Below are 18,823 nucleotides of genomic sequence, written 5' to 3'. Positions count from 1 at the left end.
GAAGCGTAAACCGGTTAGCCGGTTTACGCTTCTTTTTTGTTGATGATGATTTGCTTATTGTCGCCCATAGTCAATTCCAACTCTGTATTTGCGACGATTCCACCTTTGATCAATTCACGGGCGATATTCGTTTCGATATTCCGCTGGATAAACCGTTTTAATGGCCGTGCCCCGAATACCGGATCGGTTCCAGCTTCGACGATATAGTCGATGACGGAATCATCCACTGTCAGCTTGATTTGCTGCTGACTGATGCGGGCTGCCAATTCAGCGATCATCTTCTTAGCAATTCCGTAGAAATGAGTGTTGTTGAGCGCATGGAAAATGACGATGTCATCAATGCGGTTCAACAGCTCCGGCTTGAAATGTCTGCGCAATTCGCTCATGACAATGTCTTCAATATCATGTTCATTGCTCGTATCGCTGATGTGGGCTGATCCGATATTGGAAGTCATGATCACCACCGTGTTCGAGAAGTTGACTAAGCGCCCTTGGCTGTCGGTTATGCGCCCGTCATCCAGAATCTGCAACAGGATATTGGCGACATCCGGGTGGGCTTTTTCAATTTCATCAAGCAACACGACAGAATAAGGGTTGCGGCGTACCGCTTCGGTCAACTGTCCACCCTCTTCATAGCCGATGTATCCTGGCGGAGCTCCGACCAAACGGGATACACTGTGTTTTTCCATATACTCGGACATGTCGATTCGGATAAAATGATCTTCCGAATCAAACAGATTTGCAGCAAGAGACTTGGCCAATTCGGTTTTACCGACACCGGTCGGACCTAGGAAAATAAATGAACCAATCGGTTTCTTCTCATCCTTGATGCCTGCCCGCGCTCTCCATACAGCTTCCGTCACAAGTTCAACTGCCTTTTCTTGTCCGATGACACGTTCTTTTAAGGTCTCGCCTAAGCGAAGCAATTTTTCACGTTCACCTTCCACCAATTTGGTTACCGGGATTCCAGTCCATCTGGCGACAATGCCGGCAATTTCTTCTTCCGTCACTTCTTCACGCAACAACCGTTCTGCGCCGTCTTTTTCAAGGTTGGCTTCGAGCGCTACCAATTCCTTTTCCAGTTCCGGAATCTTGCCATGCTGCAGAACGGCTGCCGCATTTAAATCATAGCGGTTTTCCGCATCTTCCAGCTGGCGGCGGAACTGATCCAATTGTTCCCGCTTTTCCTGGATTTTCTTCAACGACTCTTTTTCTTCTGTCCACTGGTTTTTCATATCTGCAGAAGAATCGCGCAGCTCCATGATTTCTTTACGCAAAGTATCCAAGCGTGTTTTGCTGGCTGCATCGGTTTCTTTCATCAATGCCTGCTCTTCGATTTCAAGCTGCATAAGGCGGCGCGTCACTTCATCCAATTCCTGCGGCATGGAATCGATTTCCGTCCGGATCATCGCACAAGCCTCATCGATCAAATCAATGGCTTTGTCCGGCAAAAAGCGTTCAGTGATGTAACGATCCGACATAGCCGCCGCAGCTACAATGGCACGGTCATGTATCCGCACAGCATGATGCAGTTCAAAACGTTCCTTTAAACCGCGCAAAATCGACACCGTATCTTCTACAGAAGGCTCTCTTACCATTACTTGCTGGAACCGGCGTTCCAAAGCCGGATCTTTTTCAATATGCATCCGGTATTCGTCCAATGTGGTCGCTCCGATGCAATATAATTCCCCTCGGGCAAGCATCGGTTTCAGCATATTTCCTGCATCCATCGCACCTTCAGTTTTACCCGCTCCGACGATGGTATGAATTTCATCAATAAACAGGATGATCTGTCCTTCACTGTCTTTGACCTGCTTTAAAACACCTTTCAACCGTTCCTCAAATTCCCCCCGGTACTTGGCTCCAGCAATCAATGCGCTCATATCAAGCTCATAGATGGTCCGGTTTTTCAACCCTTCCGGTACGTCATTTCGGACAATTCGCTGTGCCAATCCTTCAACGATCGCCGTTTTACCGACACCCGGTTCGCCGATCAATACCGGATTGTTTTTGGTTTTCCGCGACAAGATGCGGATGACATTACGGATTTCCTGGTCTCGTCCGATGACAGGATCCATTTTCCCTGATTGGGCTTGCTCCACCATATTGCGGCCAAACTGCTCCAACGGGGATTTTTGTTCTGTGTTATTTTGGAATTGAACCATAACAACCACACCTCTCAATTAGTTTGACTATCTTTGACTAATTAGATTATAGTCAAATTTTCAGGAATATGCAATTATTTTGGTCTTAAAAAAAGGCCGTTACGGAATAAAATCCGTAACGGCCTTTCAAGTATAGATTATCTGACGCCAAGCGCCATTTTCGCGTAACGCGACATATGTTCTTTGCCCCATACTGGCTGCCAGACGATTTTAACATCGACTTCTTCCACTTCAGGCAGCTCATATAATGCTTCTTTGACCATTTGAACGATTTGAGGTCCCATTGGGCAACCCATTGACGTTAATGTCATGGTAACCACTGCAAATCCGTCTTCTGTAACCATTACATCATATACAAGGCCCAAATTGACAATATCGACACCCAATTCAGGATCGATTACTGTTTCTAAGGCACCCATCATGCTGTCTTTCATATCTTGATCCATTCAGAATCCCTCCCTTTACTGTTAGTACCATCTTAACAAACTTTCACCGGAAATGAAATTCACACGCTTATTCCAGCAAATACTTAGCCAGCCAGTTTGTCGCTTCAAGCATGCCGGTCCGGCTCACCGCATGTCCCGCTTCGCGTTCACGCTTGAACTCGATCTTCTCAGGGATCGCTTCATATTGTTGTTTCAATTCTTTATACAAGCGATAGGTCGGTTCAAATGGAACCGTGACATCCTGTTCCCCATGCCAGAAATAAATCGGGCGTCCATTGAATTTCTCCAAATGGCGGCGGCTGTCAAAAATAGCTAAAGTCGACAGCATCTTTTCGCGTTCTTCTTCACTGATCGGCAACTGGAAACCTCTCTTTTCGTATTGGGCCATCTGTGCCTGTGCCAATTCCACATAGTTTCCGGCACCCATCATCACTGCGGCCGCTTTGATCCACGGATAGACCGTCATTGCGCCCAGTGTCGTAATGCCGCCCATTGACGTACCGCCTACTGCTGGTTCACCGGCCATCAATCCGCGTTTATGTAATTCGTCCCGCAGAAATGCCAATTCTTCAATTGATGTCAAAACGATTTCCCAAAATCGTAAGCTTATCTGGACTCCATCCAATCCTTCACTTCGTTCTCCGTGAAGATGGGAATCAGGTAAAATCACACGAATTCCTTTATCAGCCAATTGGTATGCATAATGCAGATTATGCTCTTTAGCACTCGTATGCCCATGAAAAAAAATAACGGTCGGCAACTCTTTTCCATCCTGATCCGGCGTTATGTTCAGCAATGGGATATGTCCCCAGACTTGTCGTTCAACTCTCATCTCAAATCACTTCCTTCATTAGTAATCCTACCAATCTTAACCTTATCCAGCAAATGTCAATCTGCCTCCCAAAAAACCCTGTCGATTTTCTCAAGATTTTTTGACGAAACCCTCGTATTATCGCTACACTAGTAGTATAGAGAAAGGAGTCGGCTATTTATGAAGCAACATTTGATTGTTCTAGATTTAGATGGAACCTTATTAACCGATCAAAAAGTCATTTCACCCAAAACGAAACTGACTTTAAATAAAGCACTTGAAGCAGGACATCAAGTTATGATTGCCACTGGGCGTCCATACCGTTCAAGCGAACCGTATTACAAAGAATTGGGGTTGACGACACCAATCGTCAACTTCAATGGAGCTTTTGTGCACCATCCAGCCAATCAGCATTGGGGCATGCACCATAACCCGATCGGGCTCGACGTTGTCCATGAAGTGGTCGAATCCATGCACAACTATGAATTCCACAATATCGTCGCTGAAGTATTGGATGATGTCTATGTCCATCACCATGATGAAAAACTAATGGATATCTTCCGGTTTGGTGATCCGACCATCACCACGGGTGACTTGCGAAATTACTTAAAAACAGATCCAACTTCTATTCTGATTCATGCACCTTATGAACGTGTACAGGAAATTCACGATCATCTCTCTTCTGTGCATGCGCAAGTCATCGATCACCGTCGCTGGGGAGCTCCTTGGCACGTCATTGAAATTGTCAAAAGCGGAATGAGCAAAGCTGTCGGACTTGACCGCGTCTCTAAATCACTCGGGATTTCACGGGAAAATATCATTGCATTCGGCGACGAAGACAATGACCTGGAAATGATAGATTTTGCAGGCGTCGGAGTTGCAATGGGCAACGCCATTGATCCACTTAAGAATATAGCTAACGAAATAACTTTAACCAATAATGAAGACGGCATCGCTGAATTGCTGATCGATCGATTGAAATTGTAAAGGAAAAGGGGGATTTACATGAGACTATTTGCTGACAGCGCATCTGATTTGCCGAAAGATTTCTTTGAAAATGAAAACGTCGTTTTATTTCCGCTTCGTGTCCATATCGGAAATCAGGATTATGAAGATGTAAGAGGCATTCAATCCATTAAAGTATTTGATGATATCCGTTCAGGCAATCATCCCAAAACATCACAAGTATCACCTGAAGAAATGCTGTCCGCTTTTGAGAAGTTAGCAAAAGATGGCGATGAAGGTTATTACATCGCCTTTTCGTCTGAACTATCAGGCACTTACAGTACAGCCGTAATGGTCTCAGATCAAGTGCGCGAGGAATACCCGGAAATGAAACTCACCATTCTTGATTCTAAAGCAGCATCCCTCGGCTACGGGCTTATGGTGAAAGAAGCTGCAAAAATGCGGGATGAAGGCCAACCGTTAAACAAAATTATAGAAAAAACCCGTTTTATGGCTGACCATCTGGAAAGCCTGTTTACTGTGGAGGATTTGGATTATATGGCCAAAGGCGGACGCATCTCTAAAGGCAGCGCCTTTGTAGGCGGGTTATTGAACATCAAACCATTGCTCCACGTAGAAGACGGCAAATTGGTGCCGATTGAAAAATTGCGCGGACGCAAAAAAGTCATCAAGCGAATGATTGAATTGATGAAAGAACGCGGAAGCCAATTAGACCAGCAAACAATTGCCATCAGCCATGGAGATGATGAAGAATTCGCCAATACTTTAAAAGAAGAAATTGAAGAAAACTTCCATCCCAAAAAAGTCGAAATCCATATGATCGGTTCGGTTATTGCTGCACATACGGGCCCCGGCACATTGGCTTTATTCTTCTTCAACAAAATTGAATAAGGAAAGGGCTGACTTTCTTATGAAAAAAATAGTCATTGTCGGTGCAGTCGGCGGTGGAGCAACAGTAGCCGGCCAAATTCGTTTTTATGATCCGGATGCACACATCGTAGTATTCGACCGTGATTCGACGATGTCCTACGCTGCCTGCGGCACTCCCTACGTCATTGGTGGTGTCATCGAAGATGAACGCTCCATCATCATGACAGATCCGGAAAAATTCAAAAAGAAACGCGATGTCAATGTTAAGTTGCAGCATGAAGTGTTGGAAATCGATCGTGAGGGCAAAAAGGTACACGTTCAAAACTTAGTAACAGGTGAGCAATTCCAAGAGTCCTATGACACGTTAATCTTGTCTCCTGGCGGTTCTGCTGTGATGCCTGATGTGGAAGGCATCGAGTCTTCGAAAGTTTTCACTTTGCGCAATTATGAGGACATGCAGCGCATTGACCAATTTATCAAGACACAGCAGCCTAAAAATGCCATCGTCTCAGGGGGAGGTTTTATCGGCCTTGAAATGGCTGAAAACTTGAAGCATCTTGGGTTGGATGTCACACTCGTCCATAAGTCCCCAACCATCATGTCCATTTTAGACACGGACATCTCCTTGCTCATCGAAAAAGAATTAGCGCTTCAAGGCGTGAAGCTTTTGACAGGAACTACGATTGAGAAAACCGAAGGCAAAACGATTAAATTGGGGAACGGAATTGACCTGCAGGCTGATTTCATTATCATGAGCATCGGATTGAAGCCCAATACTGAGCTTGCTGAAAAAGCAGGGTTGAATATCGGCGAAACCGGCGGCATCCAAACCAATGAGTTTATGCAAACCAATGACCCTTCGATTTATGCAATCGGAGATGCTTCAGAGAATTCCGACATGGTGACCGGAGATCCTAAAAGGGTTCCTCTTGCGTCCCCTGCCCATCGCCAGGCGTTCATTGTAGCCCAGCACCTGACAGGGAACAAACTCGCAAAAAAAGGGTTGCTCGGGACTTCTGTTTTGAAAGTTTTTTCACTGACTGCAGCTATGACCGGATTGAACGAACGTTCCATAAAGGATAAGAATCTCCAGTCCGCTACAGTCACTCATACCGGCAACTCGAACGCCGGCTATTATCCGGACCACGCTCAAATCACGTTAAAGGTCCATTACAATCCGGAAACTCGTAAGATTTTAGGCGCGCAATGCATCGGCGGCAAAGGAGTCGACAAACGCATTGACGTGATTGTTACAGCCATCTATGCCGGTTTAACGGTTGATGATCTGCAGGCACTTGAGCTTTGCTACGCGCCTCCCTACTCGTCTCCGAAAGACCCGATCAATATGATTGGCTATAAAGCCATCACTAAATAAAAGCAGAATCAAAAACAGGACGGAAAAGCATATCGCTTTTCCGTCCTGTTTTAGTTTTTGAAACTACTGTACCGCTTTTTCATTTTCTTTTTGTTTTGCAGCATCTGCTTTGCGCTGTTTGCCTTTGCGCCAGACGAACCAAAGGAACAGCATGAACACGACATACATGATAGCAAGTGTTGCAATATAGGCCGTATTGAGGCTGGTTTCTTCAGTAACGTGGAAAACTTCCGCAATTTCACGATCTTGTGTCACACGGTACTCGCCATTTTCTCCTTGGCGAATGATGTCACTTTCAAACAAACCACGAAGCTCCTTGCCTTCTCCAATTACGTCAGTCGACAAATTGAAGTTCTGAGTCGAAGAGGAATTGTTGATGGCGACAATCCATGTCTCTTCATCATTTGAACGTTTGTATACCAGCCACCCATCCTCGTCATGGAGCACTTCCAAGTCTCCTGTCCGCAAAGCGGCAGAGGCATTGCGCAAGGACGTTAGGTCAGTAATATGGTCAACCAGTTCTTTATCTACTGCCATGTCCAAAATTTGATGCGATTCCGTTGCTTCAACGCCATTCATAGCAGCTTCAGAGCCGTATTGAATGACTGGAATTCCAGGCATCGTCAATAATTGAGTCAGCAATAAAGTCCAGCGTGTGGGCGGAAAGCCGTTCACATCGACAATATCGGCCGTAAAGCGCGACCCCAATAGGGAATCGACTTGAATCAGCTTGCCTTCGCTTTGTTCCATGATAGTGGAAATCCCGGTCATGTCCTGATCAAAATTCTTATACGCGGCGCGCAGGGTTTCTTCCACTCCCGGCAAGACCACTGCGTCAAACCCAGGAGTTTCTTCCATTTCACGATCGCTCAGCAAATAGCTGCTCCCCGCGCCTTTCATAGCTTCAGAAAAATCGAGAATAAATGCAGGGTCCAATTGATCGGCATTCTGAAGACGATACCCATCAACTTCGTAGGTTTCCGTGAATTCCTCGAATACTGAGATCAAGGCTTCTTGAACTTCTGAATTCGCTGTATCCAGTGCCAGGCTGCCATCTTCATTTTCTGTAAACCACTCTGGATTTTCAATTGCCCATACATGGTTTTCATTGACTTGTTGCGTTGGAATATCCACAATCACTTTCATTTCCTGGTCGTGGACTTCGGTAACCAGCTCTTTAAATTCTTCATCGGTACCGAAATGGCGTTCAAATTCAGTATAATCCAATACGCTTTTCCCATCATATGTAGCTGTAGAGAATACAGGTCCTATTGAAAGAGCAGTAAAGCCCATTTCTTTAACAAACAGGATTTCACTGGCCATGCCATCGAAATCGCCTCCGTTAAAAGCAGCAGGGTCAACTGCATTCACTTCATAGTCGTTGTCGATCTTTTTGTTGAAATACCGGTCGACCAGTGTATCGTATATGAACTCGTCTTTAAGCTCCAGCTCATCTTGAGCAGATACCGGACTAACCAAAGTCAGCAGCAGCACACTTGTTAAAATGCCTGAAATCCATTTTTTCTTCACTCTAAAATCCTCCTTCAATGAGGTCGTACTTATGTTCCACCCGGTTTATTTTATCAAACTCCAGCTACTGCCGCCATGTTAAGTTAAGGTTTCCTCAGTGACTTGTCCGAGTTTCGTCTAAACTGTGAAAATCGCTTTAGAAAAGCGGAAGCGCCCAACTGAAGGAATGGAAGATATGAGCAGAAAAGCTGAACACTTGCAGCTGAAACAAAAGAAAAAGGCAGGTGCTGGATGCACCCGCCTTACTTTCATTAAAAGAAATCCATACCGACCGGCAACATGAAGCCGATAAACATCGTTGCAAATAGGAATAATGCAAATAATGCCCAGAACATCGTAACCGGTTTTTGTTTCTTCGAACGGACCAATACCATCTCCATCATTCCGATTGTCAAAATGCCCAATAGGAACTTGATGCCGTATACCATCGGATCAGAAGAAGACCATTCAATGAATAAAGTAAGTCCGGTGATGATGATCAAGATATAAAACAATCTCAATACCATGTGTAAAATCTTGCGGCCTTTGCTGTCACGCTGCATGAATGCGGCAATCAGGAATAAAACGATTGCAATGACCCATGTCGTGATGTGTAAATGTGTAGTGTCTGTAAAAATACTCAAAAGCTCACCTCTTCCAATAATGTCCTCTTCAGTTTATCACAAAGCGGACGATGAAAAGAGCTCTGATCTTATGACAAATGTGTGACGAGGGTACCGATTGATTCGATTGACACCTTGATGGTATCCCCCGCTTTTAGGAACTTCGGCGGATTAAAGCCTTTGCCGACTCCGGCGGGCGTACCCGTCAATAATACATCGCCCGGTTCCAATGCCACGTACTTCGAAATTTCAGCTACCAACTCATCCACGCGGCGGATCATTTTTTCCGTATTGCCGTTTTGGCGCACTTCATCATTTACTTTTGTTACAATTGATAAATTCTGCGCTTGCGGAATTTCATCCTTAGTGACAATATATGGCCCAAGCGGACAGGAATCCGGCAAACTTTTCCCAAGAAAATACTGCTGGTGCTTATCCTGCAGATCCCGCGCGGTCAAGTCATTGGCGATTGTGTAGCCAAATACGTAGTCATAAGCCATTTGCTTCGGTATCTTATGCCCGGCTTTGCCGATGACGACAGCCAGTTCCCCTTCATAATCATAGGAATCGGTTAAATCACTATGCACAGAGACAGTTGCCCCATCCGCTGAGATGGTTGCAGGCGCTTTAGTGAAAACCACTAAATCCACAGGCGCTTCCGCTCCCATTTCTTTTGCATGATCGGCATAGTTTTTGCCGACGCAAAGGATATTTTTTGGTGTTTTCGAAATTGGCGGCAACCATTCAATTTCTGAAAAAGAGTGTTTGAATTCTTCAGAGCGGTCAGATTGGACTGCGGCTTCGGTCAGTTTTCGAATTGCTTCCACAAATTCCATGCCTTGCGGAATTCCTTCAATCAGTGAGGCAGGAAACGCAGGCAGAACCTCCAATTGCTGTTGAATGGCAATCAGGTCCCAAACAGCTTCTTCCTTTTTAACTTTCGGTCCGAATCTTTCTTCCCCTGCATAGCGAAATGATAACAGCTTCATTCGTCAAACACTCCTTTTCTTTGATTGAATCCATTATACACATTCAGAGTTTTGAATTGTTAGTTTTTTCGAATTTATTTCCATATGTCCAATTTCTCCAGATAATTTCAAGTGGTCCTCGCTGGAATTTTTCGAACCAGAGCTCCGCAAAAATCACTTGCCCGATGAATATTCCAAGAGCGATCAAGGTTCCTGTCAGCAAATCCACTTGTCCATAAAGACCGAATCCATAGGAATAGAAAATCAATGTTGCCAGGACAGATTGTGTAATATAAGTTGTCAGCGACATGCGTCCGACTTTCGCCAACGGAGAAAGCAATTTTTGCATGAAGGCATTTTGTGCAAGCAAAGCGATCAGCGCTGCATAACCGATGGCTACAAGCGGCCCGCCGAAAATATCCTGCAGATAGACAAAGGCATAATTCGATTCGAAAAGGAAAGGTGCAGACTTTAATAATAAGCCGACTGTCAGCGGCACAATAGCCAACACCAACCATAATTTGCGTTTTTCCTGTGTCCGCTCAATCAGCCGCCATTTTGCTGCAGCTGCTCCGACCATCAAAAATGGCAGAATCGTGGCGATCAGGACAATGTAGTTGACCAGGTTATTGCTGTAAGTCCAATCCGCCAGGCGCTGGCTGAAGATTTCTGCAAAACTGCCAGACTGATAGGATTGGATGGAACTTTCAATTTCCATATATCCGACATACGTGTTCGGATCCACTGCCACTGCCAAAAACATGATGCCGAGCAGCAACAGGTGCGGTACCGTATAGATGACCGCTGCAAAGGCCATCAGCCAGGCGGATGGCAGGCGGATCATACTGATCAGCAGAAGACCCATGATGGCATAGGTGATCAGTATATCGCCGTACCAAATCAAAAACGCATGAATGATGCCGATCAGCAGAAGAATCAATAACCGTTTGACCGCAAGTGGCATGAATGGCCGGTTCCGCGCTTCTGCACGCATGAATTGCATCGCAAGGCCATAACCAAATAGCATCGCAAACAGAGGATAAAAACTGGCTTGAATAAATATATCAATAACCATGTATATTCCTTCGTTCAAACTCCCATTAAACCATTTGTACGGATCAATATACGACAAAGGTGAATGGAAGGCCAACATGTTGATGATTAAAATTCCCAAAAGCGCGAAGCCTCTCATCAAGTCAATCGCTTTTACTCGTTCATTTATTGAAACGGGCTGTAAGTCCAAAATAATCCCCCTAAATATTCACTTCTTGGCTCGCTGCAAACAAATACAGCAACCTTTCTTTGACCGGGATGCGGAGAATCGCTTCTACCGCTTCCTGATAGACAGTCAGCTGGACGCCATATCGCTCAGCCATTTCCATTTTAACATCATTTAAATGTGCTAGCCTGTCTGTTTTGTAATCAAGCAAAACCCAGCCATCCTGTTCCTCGAAAAGGCAATCGACAATCCCTTGTATAATTTGGTGGTCTCCATCAGCGTCCGCTTTGGCATACGTAAAAGGGACTTCCCGTTTAACATGTTTCGCCGAACGGAGACGTTCAGCAGTGTCGCTGGCATAAAACCGTTCGATTTCTTCAACCTTCACGGCTTTTCCTTCATCGGGCGACAATATTTCCATGCCGACCAAATTGTCGATGAACTCCTTGATTTCCGCAGAATCCATTGTGCGGTCCAATGGAATGTGCTGCATGACTGCATGGACGGCAGTACCGATATCCGCGGCCGATAAGCGTTTGTCCATCATAAAATCCGGACGGTGCAAGAGCATCGTTCGTTCAGGTTTTGCGGTTTGGATAAAGGATTCAGGTTCATCCAGACGCTGAAGCATCTGCAGCCGTTTCATTTCAGTGACTGATTGTTTGGAACGCTTTTCAACCGCCCGTTGATGTGGATAACGAAAATCGAAACGTTCGTTGACAAGCTGCTGATAATCTTCATTTACGTCATCGCCTTTCAGCAATTCTTCTAAATTGATTTCTCCTGGAAGCAATGACTGGGACTCGATGATTTCGATGTGGAAGCGGGAAGAATGCGGCAGCACATTGCCATTGATACTCAATAGCTCTGCAGCATCGGGATGTCTGGCCACGGCCGGACCAATCCAGTCCAAATAGCCTTTGGCACGTGAACGCATGAAATCCGGCAGACGGACATCATTGCCGCCGACTTTCCATTTTTCAAAGAGCTTGTCGATTTCTTTGACAGAAGCCGTCAGAAACAGCCGTTCTTTGGCTCGTGTCATCGCTACGTATAACACCCGCATCTCTTCTGCTTTCATCTGCAGCTGCTTCATTTCCTTGACTGCCAGGAACGGCAAGGAAGTGTATTCGATTCTTGTGTCGGGATTGACCGCTTTGACGGCCAATCCATAATCCTGATCGAACAGATACGATTTTCTAAAATCCATTTCATTGAACGACCGTCCAGTACCGGCAAAAAAGACCACCGGAAACTCAAGTCCTTTTGATTTATGGACCGTCATGAGCCGAACAACATTTTCTTTTTCACTGAGTGATTTGGCGGTTCCCAGATCATCGCCCCGCTCGCGCATCCGATCAATGAAGCGCAAGAAGCGGAATAACCCGCGGAAAGAAGTTTTTTCATATTCCAGTGCCCGGTCATGCAGCGCACGCAAGTTTGCCTGCCGCTGCTTGCCGTTGGTCATGGCCCCTGCCATTTCATAATAATTCGTATCCAGGTAAACCTGCCAGATCAACTCCGCAAGCGAACCCCTGCGTGCCTGGTTGCGCCATCCTTCCAGTTGAAGAACAAAGCGCTGCAGTTTATCAGCCGCAGCCCGGTCGATTCCGGTCCCTGCGCGCATAAAGGTTTTTACTGCTTCATAAAACGAGGCGTTTGGCGCAGCCAAACGGATTTCGGCCAATTCATTTTCTTTTAAGCCGATAAACGGTGCCCGCAAAACGGATGCCAACGGAATATCTTGATACGGATTGTCGATGACGCGCAATGTATTGAGCATGATCATCACTTCCAACGCATCAAAATAACCGCCGTTCAGTTCGGCATACAAAGGAATGCCAGCCATTTTGAACTCATCCACAAAATCTCCCGACCACGTCATAGAACGCATGAGGACGACGATGTCCCGATACTCCAATTTCCGCTGCTGCTGTGTCCACGGGTCATGGACGAGCATTTCCTGATCCATCATCTCTTTGATTTTCTTTGCAATGAAACGTGCTTCCCATTGGGATTTCGCCAAGTCTTCATCCGGCGCTTCCTCTTCGGTTTCAGGTTCATGAATCAACGCCAATTCAATCGGAACCTGCTGCTCCGGATAAGGTGCTTTTGCTTTTAAAGCTGCTGCTTCATCGTAGTCAATTTCCCCTACACGTTGTCCCATGATCTGCGAGAAGATGTAATTGGTGCCATCCAGTATCTCTTTGCGGCTTCTGAAATTCGCATTCAAGTCGATGCGCAGTCCCGTGCCTTCCGCATCATGGCTGAACCTGGAATACTTCCCTAAAAAAAGCATGGGTTCTGCAAGGCGGAACCGGTAAATCGATTGTTTGACGTCGCCTACCATGAAGAGGTTTCCATCCTGTTCATTTCCGGACTTCACTAAGTTCAAAATGGTTTCCTGAAGCATATTGGTGTCCTGGTATTCATCGACAAGCACCTCTTTAAAGCGATTTTGGTACTCTTTCGCAATTGCAGACGGTTTCCCCTCATCTGACAGGATTTCCAGCGCATAATGTTCCAAATCCGAGAAGTCAACCAATGCCCGGTCGATTTTCAATGCTTTATAGCGATCGGCGAAAAGCTGTGTCAGTTCCACCAATGTAGCCATCATCGGTGCCATTTCACGCATCTCGTCAAGCAGGCGCTTAGGCGTCCGTGTAAAATACGAATCAAACAGCCCCGTAACGATTTTCTTCACATCGTTGCGCATGCCTTTCGCTTCTTCAGCAACTGCAGGGTCGCAGGAATCCTTTTTGATGCTTGCTGCTTTCTCAAATTTAAACGACTTTGAAAAATTATATAGGCTGTCCCAGGATATCTCCAAAGCGGCAATTGCCGCTTTGATTACTTCTGCATCCGTTTTGAATGTTTCTTCCAACAAAGCAGGTCCATCCGGCTGCAATGCCAATTGCTGACCTTGTTGCGTCAACTGCAGCGCTTCCTCTAGTGCATGACGTATGGTCAGCTTTAAGTCGCCGATAAAAGGCAGTTCATCGATAGTGGCAGTTTCCGGAACCGCATATAAAGCCGGAACCTGCTGAAGCCACTCTTCCGGATCAGGATGCACCCGGGAATAGTCGTAAAGCTTGCTCAACAGGACTTCCATCGCCTGGTCACTGCGATCCGAAGTAAAGCTGTCTGCCAGCCGGTAAACCGCGTCAGCCCCTTCTCCTTCGTAGGATTCCTCCAGAACCGACTCAAGGACATCGTCCCGCAACAGGGCAGCTTCAGTATCTCCTGCAATCCGGAAGCCGGGATCGATTTCCAGCAGATAGGCATACTGTTTCACCACCTGCAGGCAAAAAGAGTGCAGAGTCGAAATCTGCGCTTTATTGATCAGGCGCAATTGCTTTCTCAAATGGGCCGATTCCGGGTTTTCAGCCACCGCTTTTTCCAAGGCTTTGGACATACGATGGCGCATTTCCGCAGCTGATGCGTTAGTGAAAGTTACGACAAGCAATTCATCCACTGATATCGGTTCTTCTTCAGCCAACACTTTTTCAATCATCCGATTGATCAGGACGGCTGTTTTACCCGATCCAGCTGCAGCTGAAACAAGCATATCCTGGCCCTTGGCCCATATCGCCTGCCATTGTTCATCGGTCCATGTGGCATCAGTCGGTTTCTTCGGTATCATCTTCAGCGGTCTCCTTTCTGATCAATTCTACTGCCTTGTCCGGAGACAATGCCGGCAGTTTCCGGTAAGTTTGCGCCGGGTCCGCCGGATCGAATTGGCAGACTGAACGGTAAGAACAGAATTGGCAAGGTGTATCTTCCTTCACTTTATATGGTGTAATGCTTGTATTTCCATCCAATATGCCATTGCCCGCGCTCTGGTGCTTGCCGCGGACATAACGGCGAATTGCCTGCATGTCTTCTTTCATTACGGTTTTCGATTGGGAAGCAGACACAGTGCCGCTCTTATTGAGCCTTACCGGTATGACATTCGAATAACCGTCAATCGCTTCATCCATTGCCTGGATCACTTCCGGATCTTCGACGACCAACCCATTCATCTTAAAGGACTTAGCCATCTCTTCTTCCAGCTCCTCCTCTGTCATCAGCTTCGTCAACTTCAACATGGGGTTGTGCATATGGAAATAAAGCACTCCGGCAGGTTCTGCCTCTTCCCCTAGCCAACGGTCTGAATGTGTCAATGCCACATCCAGATAGGTAAACGTCTGAAGGGACAAGCCATGATAGACATTTCCGAGGTCAAGTCCTTGCTTCGATGATTTGTAATCAACCACGCGCAAATAAGGTTTGCCATGAATTTCAGTCGAATCAATCCGATCGATACGGCCGCGCACATTCATTTTCCGGCCATTTTTCAACGGAATATCCAGCGGCGGAATCGTTTCTTTCGGACCGAACCCAACTTCCAGGGCAACCGGCACGAATCCTGAAACTTTGGCATGCTTGCTGAGCATGAACGCTGTCTGGCGGATAATTCCTTCCAATTTATATTGGATATACCGATAGCGGTGGGAACTGATCAGGATGTGGTTGACGAAATAAGGCGAAAGCTGTTCAATCGCTTCTTTTGCCAAGTCCTGGCATTGTTTCCGAGTCAGTGATGACCAAGATACGCCGAGCCTCATGACTTCATCAGATATCCACTTGATCGCTGCATGGAAAAGGTCCCCCATCGCCGGCGCTGCCAATTTGTACTGGCTGCGCTCTTCCAGACGCAGGCCGTAAGCAACATAATGCGCAAACGGACAGCTATAATAGGTTTCCACACGTGAAACACTGGAAGAAATCGGCGTGCCGTACAACGGTTCAGCAATATCTTGCCGCAGCGGATCTGCAATATTCGGTTTGATCGGTGCTAAAATGCGTTTGATGACCGAAGACCAAAACGGATCGTCTTCGTAATAGTTCAAAACAGCGCGCCATTCGGCAGTTAAGTCACCGCTGCGGATCTGCGAAGTCAAATAAGCCAGGCTTGCACGCGGATGCGAAATATAAGCCATTGGGGACACGTCCAACAGTTCTTCCGGATCGATGACCGCAGGCACCGTGTCGATCGACAGCATATCCTTCAGTTTCTGGATATAAAGCGATGGCAACAGCGCTTTTCCTTCTTCATCTGCAATCGGATAGGAAACTGTCAATACATCCGAAGCTGACGTGAATGCCCGGTAGACCATATACGTTTCATCCATCAGACGCATTTTCGAAGTAGGTGCCAGCTCGAAACCGATCTGGGCAAACCATTCACGGTCCGTATCGGTCAAAATCCCTTCCTGTTCGATGCGTTTCGGCAATACGCCGTCATTGGCTCCGATGACGAATACCGACTTGATATCCATCAGGCGCGCCAAATCGATTTTGGACACTGTCACTTGATCCAAAGATGGCGGGATACGGGAAAACTCCAGCGTTTCAAATCCTTCATCCAGAATTTTGACAGCTGTCGCCAAATCGATTTCTTTGTCTCCGAACATCAGCACAAACTGATCAAGAACCCCCACCCATTGATTCCAGGCCTGTTCATGTTCTGTCGCAGCCAATAAGCGATGCTCATTTTCTTCGCGTTCTTTCAAGTCCTGGATTTTCGCATAAACGTCCATCTTTTCTATGAAAAGAAATAATGCTTCCGCCATGTCTCTGCCAGTTTTGCCTTCTTTCAGCTGCTCTTTTAATTGTGCCAACGGATCCCGAATCAAGTCACGGACTGCATGCAGTTCCATTTGAGCTGCCAATTCTTCGTCTGTTTGGATGGACGTATGAAATTCCAGTCCTCTGTATTTTTTAAAGAACCAACGCTTTTCTTCAAACCAGCGATCCCCGTAAATGCCGTTGGCGATAACGAAGTTCTCCAGCAGATCGCTTCGCTCCCGCCATTTCGTTGCAGGACCACGCGGAAAGAATAAATCCGTTTTGACCGCACGGAAAACCGACTCATAGGAGTAATTGGAGACAGCCGATTCAAGGACCGAGCGGCTGAACTCAATCAAGGGATGATGCAGCATCGACTTTTTCTGGCTGATGAAATAGGGAATATCATATTGCGGAAAAATCGTATTGATCAATTCATCATAGATTTCCGGCTGGCGGTACAGAATGGCGATTTCGTTATAGCGCATCCCTTTTCTGGCTTGGTCTCTGATATTCCGTGCCACGGCATGAATTTCTGCTCTTCTGTTTGAGGACTCCACCAAAGACACATGGCCTTGCCCTTGCATTGTCTGAATCGGGTAATCATCAAAATGGCGTTCGATATGCTCCAGTTCCGGATGCGTAAATCTGCGCGGAGCATCCAAATGCACCGGCTGGTCAATTTCGATGCCGTCTTTTGCAGCTTGTTCACTGAGCCGGCGTGCCGTGTTGGCAGACTGATAAAAAAGGGCCTGCTCGTCGTTGGGATCTGTCCGGTCATCCATCGGCAAGGCAATCGTCACCGATTTGGCATGCCTCATCAATTCAAACAGAATTTCATATTCTCTTGCAGTGAATGTGACAAATCCATCGATATAGACGGTCGCTGATTTAATCAGCTCGGAATAAGGGATTTTTTCGCTCAGCAAAGCCAGGTGCCCTTCAGAATCCACAAAGACTTTGCCCAGGCGGCTTTCGATTTCAGTTAAAATCAGCTCCAGGTCTTCGGCCTTGTCGAGCAAGGTTCTGGGCGCCCCTGCTTCTGTTAGGGATGAACGAATGGAACTCAATTCTCCACAGTCCACACAATAGCGGGCGAATTCTTTCACCAACTGCTCGATTTGATCCGTAAAGCCCCGTTTTCCAGCCGCTCTACGGAATAATTGAAAGTCGTCCCGATGTTCTTCCAGCAAGCTTCGGATCAGCATCCGGTAACCAAAGGTATCAACTTCTTTTCTGCTGATGCCGCCGACTTCCTGCAGCACGCGCCAGGCCAGCCGTTTAAAAGTGACTGCCTGGGCACGGATCATGCCATTCATGCCATAGGCGGCAGAAAGGCGATACTCGGTAGAAAACGACATCTGGTCAGGCACGATGAGAAAAATCGGTTCTCCATCGGCTTGGCGCTGCAGTTCTTCCACAATTTCTTCCTGTAGATAACGAGTTTTCCCCGCTCCTGCTCGGCCGTATACAATGCGTAAAGACACATGATCACTCCTCAATTAAGAACGTTTGTTCTAATTATACGACTAACTGAATTTGATTGCCAATTATAGAAAAGCTTTTATGGTTGGCGCTTTTTACGTTCTTCGCTTGCCAAACGGAAATCCGCTTCGACTTTTTTGTGCAGCCTTTTCTCAAGAATTTTTCCGATGATGTAAAGGAGGACGATCACCAAGATGACAATGGCCGTTCGAATGGGTTGTGTAAACAAAGCCCGCAGGTCATAACCGACATATGAAATCGTAAAGACCATGACGAACTTGCCTGCCATGACCGTCAATAAATAATAATGCTTGCGGATATTGGACAAACCCGCTACGAGATTGACCAATGCTGAAGGTGTAAAAGGCAGGCACAACAGCAGGAACAGCGGGCCGAACCCATTTCGCTCCACCCAGTGGATCAATTTCTGCACTTTTTCATGCCTTGTCATAAAATTCATAAACCGGGCACGGCCATACTTGCGGATTACTAAAAATACTGCATATGCTCCTACTACAGAGCCGCTCCAGGACAGCAAAAAGCCGACCCACAGTCCATAAGCCGTAGCATTCGCAAAGACGAAAACGAACAATGGCAAAAAGGGCAGAAAGGCTTCAAAGAACGGCAATAAAAAACCAATGATTGGACCGAAAGCCCGGTAGGATTGTGTCAGTTCAACAATATTCTCCATGGAAAAAAAATCCGACATAAGCTCAGTCCTTTAAACTACCTATTTTTTAGAAATGGTCTGCAAAATTTTAAAGATTATATGATAT

The 18,823-nt window shown here is 46.3% G+C and carries 13 protein-coding genes; 3 read left to right on the top strand and 10 right to left on the bottom strand.

What is annotated here, in order from left to right; genetic code table 11:
* Positions 1 to 23 precede the first annotated feature (23 nt).
* From H9630_RS02260 to H9630_RS02250, 3 genes are all read right to left on the bottom strand, one after another.
* On the bottom strand, positions 24 to 2,165 hold the full coding sequence (locus H9630_RS02260) for an ATP-dependent Clp protease ATP-binding subunit (RefSeq protein WP_191713861.1): 2,142 nt from the start codon (positions 2,163 to 2,165) through the stop codon (positions 24 to 26).
* A 137-nt stretch (positions 2,166 to 2,302) separates the two neighbouring features.
* Positions 2,303 to 2,611, bottom strand: a complete 309-nt coding sequence (locus H9630_RS02255; protein WP_191713860.1) for a metal-sulfur cluster assembly factor — start codon at positions 2,609 to 2,611, stop codon at positions 2,303 to 2,305.
* A gap of 67 nt (positions 2,612 to 2,678) precedes the next feature.
* Positions 2,679 to 3,443 carry a prolyl oligopeptidase family serine peptidase gene (locus H9630_RS02250; protein WP_191713859.1) on the bottom strand — a complete coding sequence of 255 codons (765 nt, stop codon included), beginning with the start codon at positions 3,441 to 3,443 and terminating at the stop codon, positions 2,679 to 2,681.
* Positions 3,444 to 3,602: 159 nt separating this feature from the next.
* Between H9630_RS02250 and H9630_RS02245 the strand changes: the two genes are divergently transcribed.
* Genes H9630_RS02245 through H9630_RS02235 form a run of 3 tightly spaced genes read left to right on the top strand, consistent with a single transcriptional unit; the run spans position 3,603 to position 6,633 of the window.
* A complete protein-coding gene (locus H9630_RS02245) occupies positions 3,603 to 4,409 on the top strand; it encodes a Cof-type HAD-IIB family hydrolase (protein ID WP_191713858.1) in 807 nt (268 codons plus the stop codon).
* 18 nt (positions 4,410 to 4,427) lie between these two features.
* Positions 4,428 to 5,279, top strand: a complete 852-nt coding sequence (locus H9630_RS02240; RefSeq protein ID WP_191713857.1) for a DegV family protein — start codon at positions 4,428 to 4,430, stop codon at positions 5,277 to 5,279.
* A 19-nt stretch (positions 5,280 to 5,298) separates the two neighbouring features.
* Positions 5,299 to 6,633, top strand: a complete 1,335-nt coding sequence (locus tag H9630_RS02235) for a CoA-disulfide reductase (RefSeq protein ID WP_191713856.1) — start codon at positions 5,299 to 5,301, stop codon at positions 6,631 to 6,633.
* A gap of 63 nt (positions 6,634 to 6,696) precedes the next feature.
* On the opposite strand, the gene H9630_RS02230 is transcribed toward H9630_RS02235, so the two are convergent.
* The 7 genes from H9630_RS02230 to H9630_RS02200 all read right to left on the bottom strand — a co-directional run bounded on the left by H9630_RS02230 (position 6,697) and on the right by H9630_RS02200 (position 18,756).
* A complete protein-coding gene (locus H9630_RS02230) occupies positions 6,697 to 8,163 on the bottom strand; it encodes an alpha-amylase family glycosyl hydrolase (RefSeq protein WP_191713855.1) in 1,467 nt (488 codons plus the stop codon).
* A 251-nt stretch (positions 8,164 to 8,414) separates the two neighbouring features.
* A complete protein-coding gene (locus H9630_RS02225; protein WP_191713854.1) occupies positions 8,415 to 8,786 on the bottom strand; it encodes a YisL family protein in 372 nt (123 codons plus the stop codon).
* 68 nt (positions 8,787 to 8,854) lie between these two features.
* The gene (locus tag H9630_RS02220) at positions 8,855 to 9,754 is read right to left on the bottom strand and encodes a fumarylacetoacetate hydrolase family protein (protein ID WP_191713853.1); all 900 of its coding nucleotides are present in this window, start codon (positions 9,752 to 9,754) and stop codon (positions 8,855 to 8,857) included.
* Positions 9,755 to 9,797: 43 nt separating this feature from the next.
* Complete coding sequence (locus tag H9630_RS02215; RefSeq protein WP_191713852.1) at positions 9,798 to 10,976, bottom strand: DUF418 domain-containing protein; 1,179 nt, start codon at positions 10,974 to 10,976, stop codon at positions 9,798 to 9,800.
* Positions 10,977 to 10,986: 10 nt separating this feature from the next.
* Complete coding sequence (addA, locus tag H9630_RS02210; RefSeq protein WP_191713851.1) at positions 10,987 to 14,595, bottom strand: helicase-exonuclease AddAB subunit AddA; 3,609 nt, start codon at positions 14,593 to 14,595, stop codon at positions 10,987 to 10,989.
* Complete coding sequence (gene addB / locus H9630_RS02205; protein WP_191713850.1) at positions 14,573 to 18,049, bottom strand: helicase-exonuclease AddAB subunit AddB; 3,477 nt, start codon at positions 18,047 to 18,049, stop codon at positions 14,573 to 14,575. The genes addA and addB overlap by 23 nt, the downstream gene beginning before the upstream one ends.
* A 77-nt stretch (positions 18,050 to 18,126) precedes the next feature.
* Entirely contained in the window at positions 18,127 to 18,756 is a 630-nt protein-coding gene (locus H9630_RS02200; RefSeq protein ID WP_191713849.1) for a TVP38/TMEM64 family protein, read from the bottom strand.
* Positions 18,757 to 18,823 lie beyond the last annotated feature (67 nt).

It is taken from the genome of Planococcus wigleyi, from assembly GCF_014836985.1.
Classification (GTDB): Bacteria; Bacillota; Bacilli; order Bacillales_A; family Planococcaceae; genus Planococcus; species Planococcus notacanthi.
This window is presented reverse-complemented; position numbering and strand designations above follow the sequence as displayed.

Excerpts from the sequence above, each read along its gene's own strand:
- H9630_RS02200 (WP_191713849.1), bottom strand. The coding sequence starts at position 18,756 with ATGTCGGATTTTTTTTCCATGGAGAATATTGTTGAACTGACACAATCC.
- H9630_RS02235 (WP_191713856.1), top strand. The coding sequence starts at position 5,299 with ATGAAAAAAATAGTCATTGTCGGTGCAGTCGGCGGTGGAGCAACAGTA.
- H9630_RS02255 (WP_191713860.1), bottom strand. The coding sequence starts at position 2,611 with ATGGATCAAGATATGAAAGACAGCATGATGGGTGCCTTAGAAACAGTA.
- H9630_RS02250 (WP_191713859.1), bottom strand. The coding sequence starts at position 3,443 with ATGAGAGTTGAACGACAAGTCTGGGGACATATCCCATTGCTGAACATA.
- H9630_RS02245 (WP_191713858.1), top strand. The coding sequence starts at position 3,603 with ATGAAGCAACATTTGATTGTTCTAGATTTAGATGGAACCTTATTAACC.
- H9630_RS02260 (WP_191713861.1), bottom strand. The coding sequence starts at position 2,165 with ATGGTTCAATTCCAAAATAACACAGAACAAAAATCCCCGTTGGAGCAG.
- H9630_RS02240 (WP_191713857.1), top strand. The coding sequence starts at position 4,428 with ATGAGACTATTTGCTGACAGCGCATCTGATTTGCCGAAAGATTTCTTT.
- H9630_RS02220 (WP_191713853.1), bottom strand. The coding sequence starts at position 9,754 with ATGAAGCTGTTATCATTTCGCTATGCAGGGGAAGAAAGATTCGGACCG.
- addA (WP_191713851.1), bottom strand. The coding sequence starts at position 14,595 with ATGATACCGAAGAAACCGACTGATGCCACATGGACCGATGAACAATGG.